The 13725-nt window shown below is 71.3% G+C and carries 9 protein-coding genes and 1 pseudogene; 7 read left to right on the top strand and 3 right to left on the bottom strand.

Features of this window, described 5'->3' with window-relative positions:
• Positions 1 to 8: 8 nt before the first annotated feature.
• Positions 9 to 2435 (bottom strand): penicillin acylase family protein, encoded by a 2427-nt coding sequence (locus KJK29_RS37360; RefSeq protein WP_215123841.1) that lies wholly within the window; start codon positions 2433 to 2435, stop codon positions 9 to 11.
• A 155-nt stretch (positions 2436 to 2590) separates the two neighbouring features.
• Here KJK29_RS37360 and KJK29_RS37365 point away from each other — a divergent pair, with 155 nt between their 5' ends.
• From KJK29_RS37365 to KJK29_RS37375, 3 genes and pseudogenes are all read left to right on the top strand, one after another.
• Positions 2591 to 4117, top strand: coding sequence for an acyl-CoA synthetase (locus KJK29_RS37365; protein ID WP_215123843.1), 1527 nt, complete (start codon positions 2591 to 2593; stop codon positions 4115 to 4117).
• Between the two features lie 52 nt (positions 4118 to 4169).
• A complete protein-coding gene (locus KJK29_RS37370; RefSeq protein ID WP_215123845.1) occupies positions 4170 to 5021 on the top strand; it encodes an alpha/beta fold hydrolase in 852 nt (283 codons plus the stop codon).
• A gap of 65 nt (positions 5022 to 5086) precedes the next feature.
• Positions 5087 to 5800, top strand: a pseudogene (locus tag KJK29_RS37375) (alpha/beta fold hydrolase); the annotation flags it as partial.
• On the opposite strand, the gene KJK29_RS37380 reads toward KJK29_RS37375, so the two are convergent.
• Both KJK29_RS37380 and KJK29_RS37385 read right to left on the bottom strand, forming a co-directional pair.
• Positions 5772 to 7736, bottom strand: a complete 1965-nt coding sequence (locus KJK29_RS37380) for a sulfatase (protein WP_215123849.1) — start codon at positions 7734 to 7736, stop codon at positions 5772 to 5774. The pseudogene KJK29_RS37375 and the gene KJK29_RS37380 overlap by 29 nt on opposite strands.
• Before the next feature lie 115 nt (positions 7737 to 7851).
• A complete protein-coding gene (locus KJK29_RS37385) occupies positions 7852 to 9471 on the bottom strand; it encodes an acyl-CoA synthetase (RefSeq protein WP_215123851.1) in 1620 nt (539 codons plus the stop codon).
• Positions 9472 to 9646: 175 nt separating this feature from the next.
• On the opposite strand from KJK29_RS37385, the gene KJK29_RS37390 reads away from it, so the two are divergent.
• Genes KJK29_RS37390 through KJK29_RS37405 form a run of 4 tightly spaced genes read left to right on the top strand, consistent with a single transcriptional unit; the run spans position 9647 to position 13657 of the window.
• Complete coding sequence (locus tag KJK29_RS37390) at positions 9647 to 10447, top strand: crotonase/enoyl-CoA hydratase family protein (protein ID WP_215123852.1); 801 nt, start codon at positions 9647 to 9649, stop codon at positions 10445 to 10447.
• A 44-nt stretch (positions 10448 to 10491) separates the two neighbouring features.
• A complete protein-coding gene (locus KJK29_RS37395; protein WP_215123853.1) occupies positions 10492 to 11433 on the top strand; it encodes a Zn-ribbon domain-containing OB-fold protein in 942 nt (313 codons plus the stop codon).
• On the top strand, positions 11430 to 12494 hold the full coding sequence (locus KJK29_RS37400; RefSeq protein WP_215123854.1) for a thiolase domain-containing protein: 1065 nt from the start codon (positions 11430 to 11432) through the stop codon (positions 12492 to 12494). Before KJK29_RS37395 ends, KJK29_RS37400 begins: the two co-directional genes overlap by 4 nt.
• On the top strand, positions 12491 to 13657 hold the full coding sequence (locus KJK29_RS37405) for a thiolase domain-containing protein (protein WP_215123855.1): 1167 nt from the start codon (positions 12491 to 12493) through the stop codon (positions 13655 to 13657). The genes KJK29_RS37400 and KJK29_RS37405 overlap by 4 nt, the downstream gene beginning before the upstream one ends.
• Positions 13658 to 13725: the final 68 nt, after the last annotated feature.

Below are 13725 nucleotides of genomic sequence, written 5' to 3' on the forward strand. Positions count from 1 at the left end.
CCGCACGGTCAGCGCCGCTCGTGCACCCGGACCACCTTCAGCTTCGGCGAGGACAGGATGTCCTTCTCGCAGAAGCGCGACGTCACCCACTTCTCACCGGAGAACAGCCGCGTCTGATCGGCGAGGTGCGGCGACTTCGCGTTCGACGACTGGGAGTACGTCAGCAGGGTGCGGGCCACCGGGCAGCGGCTGTCGTCCCAGCCCACCGCCTGGAGGTGGCTGGAGCCGAACGGCACCTCCGTGTAGCCACCGCCGGCCGCGTCCCACGTCGGCTGGATCACGTTCCACACACCGAGCTGCCCCGCACCGCCCGGCACCGGAAGGCGCTCGCCGTCGCGGACGACGAACTGGTGCGCGCCGAGCGGCGCGTCGAGCGCGATGTCCGCCGCCCGCAGCTCGGTCACCGTGTCGGCGAGGGCGGTGGCGAGGCCGGGAGCGTCCGTGTTCAGTGTGTTCGGGGTCCGTACCGGATCGGCCGCCGAGAACGGCACCTTCCACAACTGGCCCGGTGGCACCGCCTGCTCCAGCCTCCGCCAGAACCGGTCGAAGAGCAGCGCGCCCCGGCTCCGGGTGTCCATGGTGCGGTCCCACGCCTTCAGCACCCCACAGGCCTCCGACACGTCGACGGAGGTGCCGTCGCTGCCCGTCGCCCTGCCGCCGGGCAGCGCGGCGCACGCCCGTGCCACGTCCCCGGCGGCGAGATCGCCCGCGGGCACCCGGTTGGCGAACTGCTGCCGTTGCAGGTCGCGTACGGTCAGCCGGCCCTGGTCCGCCATCGCCGCCACGTCCTCGATCCCGCCCCGGGTGCGCAGGCCGAGCTGTGTGCCCACCGTGCCGAAGACCCGCTCGTAGCCGGTGATCGGCCGGTCGGCGTTGGTCATCCACGCGGTGCCGTTGGAGTTCTCCACGTACGGCGCGTTCTCGAGCGTCGGCATCCTCGCCGGGCCGAAGATGCCCGGCGCCACGGCGTCGGGGTCGCGGCCGAGGGCGCAGTCGCCGCGCGAGCCGTCGAGGATCGCGACACCGGACGCCGGATACGTGGTCCTGCCGAGCTCCGTCGAGCAGCGCTCCGCCAGCCCGTCGGTGATCCGAGGGAGTACCTGGGACTGGGTGTAGAGGGAGTGTCCCGCCCGGTCGGCGGCGATCGTGTTCACCCATGGGATGCCCTGGTGCCGCGCAAGGGACGCGAGGACGTCGTCGGTGCTCTTCGCCTTGCCGAAACCGAGCGAGGCGTCGGCGAAGCGGAGGTTCGCGGCGTTCGGGTCATACAGGGCGTATGCCGTCGTGCCGGTCCACGGCAGCGGGACCTGGCCGCTGAGCGAGGTGACGACCGGGCCGTAGCGGGTCCACCACTGGGTGCGGGTCACCGGCGCGCCGTCCTTCACCGCGACCGTCACGGTCCGCTTCCTCATGCGCTCCGGCTCGCCGTCCACGAGGTACGTCGTGGGATCGGCCGGATCCAGGTCCAGCCGGTGGAAGTTGGCCGGAATGCCGGTGGAGACGGTGTGGCTCCACGCCACATGTGCGTTGAACCCGATGGAGATCCCGGGGGTGCCGAGCAGGGAGCCGCCGGAGACGTTCAGCTCGCCGGGGATCGTCTGCTGCGACTGCCAGAACCGGCGCCCGCCCTCCCAGGGGTAGTGCGGGTTGCCCAGCAGCAGACCGCGCCCGTTCGCCGTCGTGTCACCGCGGAAGGCGACCGCGTTGGAGCCCATGCCGGGGTCACCCCACAGCTCGTCCGCCGCCTTCGCCACGGCCTTGGCGTCCGGCTTGCGGACGGAGGGGCCGCTCGCGGCGGGCGTGGCCCCGGTAGGGGGCTTCGCGGTCGTGATCGTGTCGACGAAACGCCCCTCGCCGGCGATGGAGGCGATCGCGAGACCGCGGGCGGCCACATCGAGCTCGGTGACCGGGCGGACCCAGGAGGCACCCGCACAGGCGGGATCCGTGGTCCTGTTCTTCTTCAGCCAGGCGTTGTACCCGACCGCCCAGCCCCGCATCATGTCCCGCACCTCGCGGCTCGGCCCCACGGGAGCGGGCTGGGCGAGCGCCTTCTGCACGGTGCGGCTCTCCCGGACCCCGCGGAAGTACAGATCACTGGCGAGGTTGGTCCTCGCCCCGGAGAGGGCGCCGTCGGCGGCCGTGTCGGCACCGAAGTACCGGGAGCGCTCGCCCCGCAGGGTCACGAACCCGTCGGCGAGCGTGCAGACCTCGTCGGCGGCCTGCGCCCAGCCCGTGCCGAAGCCCAGGTCGGCGTAGTTCTTCGCGCGGATGTGCGGAATGCCGTACTCGGTGTAGCGGATGACGGCGGACAGGCCGCCACCGGAAGGGTGCTGCTCCGCACGCCCCTGGCCCGGGGCGGCGGCCGCGGGTAACGCGGACGCGGCGGTGAACAGGGCCGTGGCCCCGAGAACGAGGCGTCTCAGACGGCTGCGCATGGTGCCCTCCAACATCGTTGAGGGATAGGAGACTTGAGCGTACAAATGTTCTGCGTTCATACGTCAGTACCATCACACCGGACGCCTCTGGCGACGGCAGGGTTGAGCCGGCCGGTCCTTGACCTCCCCGGTCCGCCGACCGAGGATCACTTGTCATGACGACGCCCGGACACGGCAGCACGGTCGACGGAGTCCTACGACGTAGCGCCCGGCGCACACCGGCGCGCGTCGCGGTGGAGTACGGCGAACGCACCTGGACCTACGACGAACTCGACACCGCCGTCTCCCGCGCGGCGAGTGTCCTCCTCGACCAGGGCTTGTCCCCCGGGGACCGCGTCGGCGCCTACGGCCACAACTCCGACGCCTACCTGATCGCCTTCCTGGCCTGCGCCCGGGCCGGCCTGGTGCACGTACCCGTCAACCAGAACCTCATCGGCGACGACCTCGCCTACATCGTCGGCCAGTCCGGCAGCTCCCTGGTCCTCACCGACCCGGACCTCGCGGACCGGCTCCCCGACGGCGTACGGACACTGACCCTGCGCGACACCGACGGCTCACTGCTCGCGCGGCTGCCCGAGGCGCCCGCCCACGACGGCCCCGAGCCGCGCCCCGAGGATCTCGTGCAACTGCTGTACACCTCGGGCACGACCGCCCTGCCCAAGGGCGCGATGATGACGCACCGGGCCCTGGTGCACGAGTACCTGAGCGCCATCTCGGCCCTCGACCTCAGCGCCGGGGACCGCCCCGCGCACTCCCTGCCCCTGTACCACTCGGCGCAGATGCACGTCTTCCTGCTGCCCTACCTCGCCGTCGGCGCGACGAACCTCGTCCTCGACGCACCCGACGGCGACCGGCTCCTCGACCTGGTCGAAGCGGGCCGCGTGGACAGCCTGTTCGCCCCGCCCACCGTCTGGATCGCCCTGTCCAACCGCCCCGACTTCGCTACCCGCGACCTCAGCGGCCTGCGCAAGGCCTACTACGGGGCGTCGATCATGCCGGTCCCCGTGCTGGAACGGCTGAAGGAACGCCTCCCGAAGCTGGCCTTCTACAACTGCTTCGGCCAGAGCGAGATCGGCCCCCTCGCCACGGTCCTCGCCCCCGACGAGCACAAGGGCCGCATGGACTCCTGCGGCCGTACCGTGCTGTTCGTCGAGGCCCGGGTCGTCGACGAGGACGGCGAGGACGTACCCGACGGCAGCCCCGGCGAGATCGTCTACCGCTCCCCGCAACTGTGCGAGGGCTACTGGGACAAGCCCGAGGAGACCGCCGAGGCCTTCCGCGACGGCTGGTTCCGCTCCGGCGACCTCGCGATCCGCGACGCGCACGGCTACTTCACGATCGTCGACCGGGTGAAGGACGTCATCAACTCCGGCGGCGTCCTCGTCGCCTCCCGCCAGGTCGAGGACGTCCTGTACACCCACCCCCGGGTCGCCGAGACCGCCGTCGTCGGCCTCCCCGACGACCGCTGGATCGAGGCCGTCACGGCCGTCGTCGTCCCGCGCGGCGAGGTCACGGAGGCGGAACTGATCGACCACGTCCGCGAGACGCTGCCGCACTTCAAGGCGCCGAAGAGAGTGCTCTTCGTGGACGAACTCCCGCGCAACGCCAGCGGGAAGATCCTCAAGCGGGAGCTGAGGGACCGGTTCGGAGACGGCACAGGACCCACGGCGCCCCGAGGGTGACCTCGAAGAACCCCGTTGTGCGAAGGTCCTCCCGGACGCGAGGATCCACACCATGCCGATCTTTGAAGCCCCGGACGGAACCCGACTCGCCTGCCGTCTGCGCGGTGCGGGCGAGCCGCTGGTCGTGCTGCCCGGCGGACCGATGCGGGCGTCCTCCTACCTCGGCGACCTGGGCGGACTCGACGCCCACCGGCAGCTGGTCCTTCTCGATCTGCGCGGCACCGGGCGGTCCGAGGCACCGGCGGATCCCGCGACCTACCGCTGCGACCGGCTGGTCGACGACGTCGAGGCGTTGCGGTGCCACCTGGGCCTGGAGCGGATGGACGTGCTCGCGCACTCTGCGGGCGGGAGTCTCGCCATGCTCTACGCGGCCCGGTATCCGGACCGGCTGGGACGGCTGGCGCTGGTCACCGCCACCCCCTGGGCGCTGGGCTGGCCGGCGACCGCCGAGGACCGGCTGGCGGCGGCCCGGCTGCGGGCGCCGGAACCCTGGTTCGCGGAGGCTTTCCCGGCGTTCGAGGCCTGGCTGGCCGGTACCGGGGACTTCGACCCCGTGTTCCTCCCGTTCTTCTACGGACGCTGGGACGAGGCCGCGCGGGCCCACGCCGAGCGCGAAGAGGACGAGACCAACGACGAGGCGGGGGACCTCTACGGCGCGGACGGCGCCTACGACCCGACCGCGACCCGGAGCGCGCTCGCCCGCGTCACGGCCCCGGTGCTCGTCCTGGCCGGCGAGGCCGACGGCGGACCGCGTCCCGGCCTTGCCCGGTGGGTCGCCGAGGTCTTCCCGGCGGGCGAGTTCGCGGTGCAGCCGGGAGCGGGGCACTACCCGTGGCTGGACGACCCCGAGTGGTTCGTGCGACGCGTGGCCGCCTTCTTCTCCGGCTGCTCCGGACGGGAGTGAGGCCCCGTTCTGCCGTCGGCAGAGGCGGCCCGGCCTTCGGGGCATCCCTCGCTACCGTGCCCGGCATGGACACAGAACCGCGCACCGTACAGGCCAACGGCATCACCCTGGCCTACCGCGCCTGGGGACCCCGGGACGCACCGCCCGTCCTGCTCCTCCACGCCCGCGGAGCCGACGGCACCGACTGGTCCGAGATCGCCCCCGCACTGGCCGCAGGCCCCCGCCGGGTCTACGCCCCCGACCTTCGCGGGCACGGCCGCAGCGACCGGCCCGGCGACTACGCCTACGCGACCATGCGCGACGACGTCCACGCCTTCCTCGGCGCCCTCGGCATCACCCGCGCCGACGTCGTGGGCCACTCTCTCGGCGGCGCCGTCGCCTACCTGCTCGCCCAGCACAGCCCGCACCTCGTACGGCGCCTGGTGCTGGAGGACGTACCCGCGCCCTTCCCCCTGGACCCGCCGCGCCCGCTCGCCGAACGTCCAGGCGAGGACCTGCCGTACGACTGGGCGATGATCCTCGCCACCGACCGGCAGCGCAACGCGCCGGATCCTGTGTGGTGGGACCACATGGGGCGGATCACCATGCCCACGCTGTTGATCGGTGGCGGACCGACCAGCCCGATCCCTCAAGAGCAGATCGTCGCCCTGGCCGAACTGCTTCCCGATGCCCGGCGTCTCACCATCGACGCCGGGCATCTCGTGCACGAGGCGCGGCCCGAGGCGTTCCTCGCGGCCGTGGCGGAGTTCCTCAGCCCTGCGGACCGTACGCCGTCATGAAGCGGTCGCGGAACTTGTCCATGCCCCACCGGGGCGCGTTCTCCGCGGGCTTGAGACCGTCGGTCCAGCCCCAGTCGGCGACCCGGTCCAGGACCTTCTTGTCCTTGGCGACGATGGTGATCGGCACGTCCTTGCCGGTGTCCCCGGCGGTGACGGTCGGCACCGGCTGGTGGTCGCCCAGGAACACGAGGACCGTGTCCTCGTCGCCGTAGCGCTCGAGCCACTCGGTGAGGCTCCGGATCGAGTACTCGATGGCCTTCCGGTACTCGGTGCGCACCTTCTCCGGGTCCTTCCAGACCTCCGTGGGGTTGGTGCCCTCCTTCTTGATCTGGTGGAACACCGAGCCGTCGCCGAGCTTCTCCCAGTCGATCATCCGCGCGATGGGCGACCACGGGTTGTGACTGGAGGCCAGGATGATCTCCGCCATGATCGGCTGACGGTCCTTCTTGCCGTGCTCCAGACGCTGGAAGGCCTCCATGCTGAACTGGTCGGGCACGGGCGTCCAGCTGAAGTACGGGCCGTGATAGCCGAGGTGCTCGGAGTCGTAGATGTGGTCCAGGCCGAAGTACTTCCCCTCCGGCCACGCCCGGCGCACCCCGGGCACGACGCCGACGGTCCGCCAGGCCTTCGTCTTGCCGAAGTAGTTGGTCAGCGTCATCCGGTCACTGGTGGTCAGGTTGCGGTACCGCTGCTGGTTCTTGATCCACAGCCCGGACAGGAACGTCGAGTGGGCGAGCCAGCTGCCCGCGCCCGTGACCGGCGACTGCAGCCAGCCGCTGCGCGACTCGAAACCGGCCGCCTTCAGCGAGCTGGTGCCCTCCTTGAGCACCGAGTCCATCTGGGGTGCCATCGCCGGGTCGTCGATCGCGACTCGCCCGTAGCTCTCGATGAACGTGAACAGCACGTCCTTGCCGCGCAGCCCCGTGAGCAACTGATCGGGCGGCGTCTTCGCGAAGGCGTCCACGGCGGCCTGCTTCCGGAAGACCCGCGCGTCCGCCAGGCCCGCCTGCACCTGGTCCACCCGGTTGCCGATGAACTCGGCGTTGCCCTTGGTGGCGAACGGCACGCTGCCGATCTGCACGCCCAGCGTCATGGCCGTGATCCACGCCGTGCCGAGGATCAGCGTCGTACGGGCGGCGACGGAACGGTGGCCGACCATCAGGTTCGTCAGCCGCACCACGGCGAGCGTCGTGAGGACCAGCACCGCGACGAACAGGACGATCACACCGACCACGGCGAGCACCTGCCCGGAACGGCCGAAGGTCTCCCTCAGGAAGTCCGTCGCGTTCTCGATCAGTATCCAGTCCAGGACCAGATCGAAGGGCCGGGCCAGGATCTGGTAGAAGCCCATGTCGACGAATTTCAGGATGGTGAGCAGCCCGAGGAACGCACCCGAGACGACGGCCGTGACGCGCCGGGGCCGCGGCGGCAGCGCGAGCAGCAGGCCCGCGAGCAGCACACCCTCGGCGGGAATCCGCACGAACGACGCGAACTCGATCTTCTCCATCTGGTTGGGCACGAGGAGCGCGAAGAGCACGAGGGCCCCGGCGAGGACGGTCGTCCCGACGCTGACGCCGCGTGCGGTACGGGGGTAGCGCCGCCGCCAGCCGAACCAGCCGGCCTTTGCCGCGCCCGGTGCCTCGGAGTCGTCGCCTGCTTCTTGTGCGGCGGTACCGGCGTCCGGGGCGGTGGCGCCGGTGTCGTCGTCGGGGTCCGTCTTCGTCGCAGTGCCACCGTCCGGCTCCGTCGTGCCGGTGGCCGGTTCCACCGTGTCGGTGTCGCCGCTCGAATCCGCAGTGCCAGAGTCGGTGTCGGAATCCGCAGTGCCTTCGCCGTCGTTCGAGGCCGCCCCAGCCGTCCCACCGGCATCGTCATCCGGTTCCGCCGCGCCCCCGGCCGGGTCCGATTGCTGACGGGAGCGAGTGAAGAGCGACACCCGGAGGTCCTTCCGTGCGGTCTTGCTAGGCATGGCAAACAGAGCCCGGTGAGCCGGGCCTGCCACCACCAGTACGTCCGCACGTCACCTTAGGTTCAATCGACAGGCCGGAGAATCACCCGTCCGCCGCCACCGCCACCTCCCGCGCCCACCGGTAGTCCGCCTTGCCGCTCGGCGACCGCTGGACCGACTCCGTGATCACCAGCTGGCGCGGGATCTTGTAGCCGGCGAGCCGGTCACGGCAGTGCGCCCGGATGTCCTCCAGCGAGGGCCGCACCGCCCCCTCGCGCAGCTGCACCACGGCCGCCACATGGTGGCCCCACTGGGGGTCCGGCACCCCGGCCACCAGCGCGTCGTAGACGTCCGGATGGGACTTGAGGGCCTGCTCGACCTCCTCCGGGTACACCTTCTCGCCGCCGGTGTTGATGCACTGCGAGCCGCGCCCGAGGACGGTGACCACGCCCTCCTCGTCGACGGTGGCCATGTCACCGAGCAGCACCCATCGCTCGCCGCCCCGCTCGAAGAACGTCCCGGCGGTCTTGGCGGGGTCGTTGTAGTAGCCGAGCGGCACATGTCCGGACTGGGCGATACGCCCCACCTCACCGGCCGCCACGGGCTCGTACGTGGCCGGGTCCACGACCTGCGTACGGGCGTGGACCCGGATCCGAAAGCCCCGCTCGGGCCCCGAGTCCTCCGTCGCCGTGCCGTTGAAACCGGACTCCGACGAGCCGAAGTTGTTCAGCAGCATGGCGTTCGGCACCAGCTCCTGGAACTGCCGGCGCACCGTGTCCGACATGATCGCGCCGGACGACGACACGCTGAACAGCGAGGAGCGGTCGATGTGCCGCAGCGGACCGCCCAGCGCGTCGATCAGCGGCCGCAGCATCGCGTCACCCACCAGCGAGATGCTGCTGACCCTCTCCTTCTCCACGGCCCGCAGCACCTCCTCGGGCACGAACTTGCGGTGGATCACGACCCGCTGCCCGAAGTTGAACCCGATGAACGCAGTGAGGGTGGAGGTGCCGTGCATCAGCGGAGCCGTGGGGAAGAAGGTGATCCCGGACCCACCCGCCGCCACGCGCTCGGCCAGCTCCTCCGGCTTCTTCACCGGCTCACCGGTCGGGGCGCCCCCGCCGAGACCCGCGAAGAACAGATCCTCCTGCCGCCACATCACACCCTTGGGCATCCCGGTCGTACCGCCGGTGTAGATGATGAACTGATCGTCGGCAGATCGAGGCGCGAACCCGCGCTCAGGCGATCCCCCTGCCTCGGCATCCGCGAACTCCGTACACGGCAGCGAGGCGGCCCCCGGCACCGGCGCACCCACCCGCACCAGATGCCGCAGCTGCTCCGCCCGCGGTCGCGCCGCCGCCACCCGGTCCGTGAACTCCGCGTCGAAGGCCAGCGCCACCAGATCCGCGTCCCGGTAGAGGTACACCAACTCCTCTTCCACATAGCGGTAGTTGACGTTGACGGGGACGATCCGGGCCTTCAGGCAGCCGAGTACCGTCTGCAGATACTCCACCCCGTTGTAGAGGTGGAGGCCGAGGTGCTCACCGGGCCGTATCCCGCTGTCGAGCAGATGGTGGGCGACGCGGTTGGCCGCCGCGTCCAGCTCCGCGTACGTCAGACGGCGCTCCGCGCCCGTACCGGGATGGTCGGCGTACACCAGCGCCTCACGGCCGGGGACGACGTCGACGACCGACTCGAACAGGTCGGCAAGGTTGTACTCCACCGCTCCTCCTGACCCGGGACGTGCCTGGCATCGGACGGTTCGCCGGTCATCAGAGCAAAGGGCGGTCCAACTGTGAAGGGTCCGCGCGAAGAAAACTGACTATCTGTCAGAAAACCCTTGAAGTGCCCAGCGCCCTACTGCAACCTGTTCTCGTTCTTCGAGAGGGGAGTTGGCCATGGGTGGGACGGAACACCTCACCGTGCAGCGCGAAGGCGCCACACTGGTGCTCACGCTCAACAGGCCGGAGGCCAGGAACGCGCTCTCGCTGCCGATGCTCGTCGGCCTCTACGACGGCTGGCTCGAGGCCGACGCGGACGACTCGGTCCGCTCGGTCGTCTTCACCGGCGCGGGCGGCTCGTTCTGCTCGGGCATGGACCTCAAGGCCCTCGCCGGGAACGGCATGGCCGGCGAGGAGTACCGCGACCGGCTCAAGGCCGACCCCGACCTGCACTGGAAGGCGATGCTGCGCCATCACCGCCCCCGTAAACCGGTGATCGCCGCCGTCGAGGGGTACTGCGTCGCGGGCGGCACCGAGATGCTCCAGGGCACCGACATCCGCGTCGCCGGCGCATCGGCCACCTTCGGTCTGTTCGAGGTCAAGCGCGGCCTGTTCCCCATCGGCGGCTCCACGGTCCGGCTGCAACGCCAGATCCCGCGCACCCACGCCCTGGAGATGCTCCTCACCGGCCGCCCCTACAGCGCCCGTGAGGCCGCCGCCATCGGCCTGGTCGGACACGTCGTCCCCGACGGCACCGCACTCGCCAAGGCGCTGGAGATCGCCGAACAGATCAACTCCTGCGGCCCGCTGGCCGTCGAGGCCGTCAAGGCCTCCGTCTACGAGACCGCGGAGCTGACCGAATCCGACGGCCTCGCGGCCGAACTCACCCGGGGCTGGCCGGTGTTCGACACCGCCGACGCCAAGGAGGGCGCCCGCGCCTTCGCGGAGAAGCGACCGCCCGTCTACAAGCGCGCCTGACCGTCCCCTCCCGTCCGCGCGCCCGACCGAAGGAGCCCCGTGGCATGCCCGAAGTCCTCAAAGCCCCCCTCGTCGTCGAGTTCCCCTTCACCCGCTCCCTCGGCCCCGTCCAGAGCGCCTTCCTGACCGGCCTGCGCGAACGCGTCGTCCTCGGGGTGCGGGCGAGTGACGGCCGTGTCCTCGTCCCGCCCGTCGAGTACGACCCCGTCACCGCCGAGGAGATCCGCGACCTCGTCGAGATCGCCCCCACCGGCACCGTCACCACCTGGGCCTGGAACCACGCCCCCCGCCGGGGCCAGCCCCTGACCACCCCCTTCGCCTGGGCCCTGGTCCGCCTCGACGGCGCCGACACCGCCCTTCTGCACGCCCTCGACGCCCCCGGCCCCGATGCCGTGCGCACGGGCATGCGCGTCCGCGTCCGCTGGGCCGAGGAACGCACCGGAGCCATCACCGACATCGCCTGCTTCGAGCCGTACGACGGCGAGGCCCCGCGACTCACCGGCGCCACCGGCGAGTTCGAGGACCCGGTCACCGGCATCGTCGCCGCCGCCCGCCTCGACTACACCTACTCGCCCGGCCGCGCCCAGACCGCCTACATCGACGCCCTCGGCGGCCGACGCACCGTCGGCGAGCGCTGCCCGTCCTGCCGGAAGGTCTACGTCCCGCCGAGGGGTGCGTGCCCCACCTGCGGGGTCGCCACGGACGAACAAGTCGAGGTCGGGCCGCGCGGCACGGTCACCACGTTCTGCATCGTCAACATCAAGGCGAAGAACCTCGACATCGAGGTGCCCTACGTCTACGCCCACATCGCCCTCGACGGCGCCGGCCTCGCCCTGCACGGCCGGATCGGCGGCATCCCCTACGACGAGGTCCGCATGGGGCTGCGGGTCGAACCCGTGTGGACGGAAGGCGCCCGCTACCCCGACCACTACCGGCCGACGGGTGAGCCCGACGCGGACTACGACACCTACAAGGAGCTGCTGTGACGAGCGCACCGCGGGACCGCGAGATCGCCGTCGTCGCCTTCGCCCAGACCGCCCACCGGCGCACCAGCGAGGAGCTCTCCGAGGTGGAGATGCTGATGCCGGTGCTGCACGAGGTCCTCGACCGGACCGGCCTGAAGACCGCCGACATCGACTTCACCTGCTCCGGCTCCAGCGACTACCTCGCCGGCCGGGCCTTCTCCTTCACCCTCGCCCTCGACGGCGTCGGCGCCTGGCCGCCGATCTCCGAGTCCCATGTCGAGATGGACGGCGCCTGGGCCCTGTACGAGGCCTGGACCAAACTCCTCACCGGCGACGCCGACACCGCCCTGGTCTACTCGTACGGCAAGTCCTCGCCCGGCCCGGTCCGCGACGTGCTGACCCGCCAGCTCGACCCGTACTACGTGGCACCCCTGTGGCCCGACTCCGTGGCGCTCGCCGCGCTCCAGGCACAGGCCCTCATCGACGCCGGCGACACCGACGAGCCCGCCCTCGCTGCCGTCGCCACCCGCAACCGGGAGGCGGCCTCCGCCAACCCGCACGCCCAGCTCAAAGGGGCCGTGGCACAGGGCGACTACCTCGTACGCCCCTTGCGCACCGGCGACTGCCCGCCCATCGGCGATGGTGCCGCCGCCGTGATCCTCGCGGCCGGAGACCGGGCCCGTGAACTGTGCGCACGCCCCGCCTGGATCCGGGGCATCGACCACCGCATCGAGGCACACGGCCTCGGCGTGCGCGACCTGACCGACTCGCCCTCCACCCGGCTGGCCGCCGAGCGGGCCGGGGCCTTCGAGCGGCCCGTCGACACCGCCGAGCTGCACGCGCCCTTCACCGCGCAGGAGATCGTCCTGCGCAAGGCCCTCCGGCTCGACGACGGCGTGCACGTCAACCCCTCCGGCGGAGCCCTCGCCGCCAATCCGATCATGGCCGCCGGTCTCATCCGCCTCGGAGAGGCCGCCGCCCGCATCCACCGCGGCGAGTCCGACCGCGCCCTCGCCCACGCCACGTCCGGCCCCTGCCTGCAGCAGAACCTGGTCGCCGTACTCGAAGGGGAGCCCCGATGAGCAAGGAGCCCGTGGCCGTCGTCGGCATCGGCCAGACCAAGCACGTCGCGGCGCGCCGGGACATGTCGATCGCTGGACTGGTCCGGGAGGCGGCACGACACGCCCTCGACGACGCCGAGCTGACCTGGGCCGACATCGACGCCGTCGTGATCGGCAAGGCGCCCGACTTCTTCGAGGGCGTCATGATGCCGGAGCTCTACCTCGCCGACGCGCTCGGAGCCGTGGGAAAGCCGATGCTCCGGGTGCACACCGCGGGCTCGGTCGGGGGATCCACCGCGCTCGTCGCCGCCAACCTCGTCGCGGCCCGCGTCCACGGCACCGTCCTCACCCTCGCCTTCGAAAAACAGTCCGAGTCGAACGCCATGTGGGGCCTGTCCCTGCCGATCCCCTTCCAGCAGCCCCTGCTGGCCGGGGCCGGCGGCTTCTTCGCCCCGCACATCCGCGCCTACATGCGACGCAGCGGCGCACCCGAGTCGATCGGCGCCCTGGTCGCCTACAAGGACCGGCGCAACGCGCTCAAGAACCCCTATGCCCACCTGCACGAACACGACATCACCCTGGACAAGGTGACGGCCTCGCCCATGCTGTGGGACCCGATCCGCTACTCCGAGACCTGCCCCTCCTCCGACGGCGCCTGCGCCATGATCCTCACCGACCGCGCCGGAGCCGCCCGGGCACCACGACCGCCCGCCTGGATGCTCGGCGGCGCGATGCGCAGCGAACCCACCCTCTTCGCCGGCAAGGACTTCGTCTCACCCCAGGCCGGGCAGGACTGCGCGGCCGACGTCTACCGGCAGGCCGGGATCACCGACCCCCGCCGGGAGATCGACGGCGCCGAGATCTACGTGCCCTTCTCCTGGTACGAGCCGATGTGGCTGGAGAACCTCGGCTTCGCCGGCGAGGGCGAGGGCTGGAAGCTCACCGAGGCGGGCGTGACCGAACTGGACGGTGACCTGCCCGTCAACATGTCGGGCGGCGTCCTGTCCACCAACCCCATCGGCGCCTCCGGCATGATCCGCTTCGCGGAGGCGGCCCTCCAGGTGCGCGGACAGGCCGGGGAACACCAGGTGGACGGCGCCCGCAGGGTCCTCGGACACGCCTACGGCGGGGGATCGCAGTTCTTCTCGATGTGGCTCGTGGGAGCACGGCCCCCCGAGTCCTGAAACGACTCCCGGAACGACTCCTGAAAGGTCCCCCTCACGTGCCCTGTTGGCCGTGGGACACGATCGCT

Source organism: Streptomyces koelreuteriae (assembly GCF_018604545.1).
In the GTDB taxonomy this organism is placed as follows: Bacteria; Actinomycetota; Actinomycetes; order Streptomycetales; family Streptomycetaceae; genus Streptomyces; species Streptomyces koelreuteriae.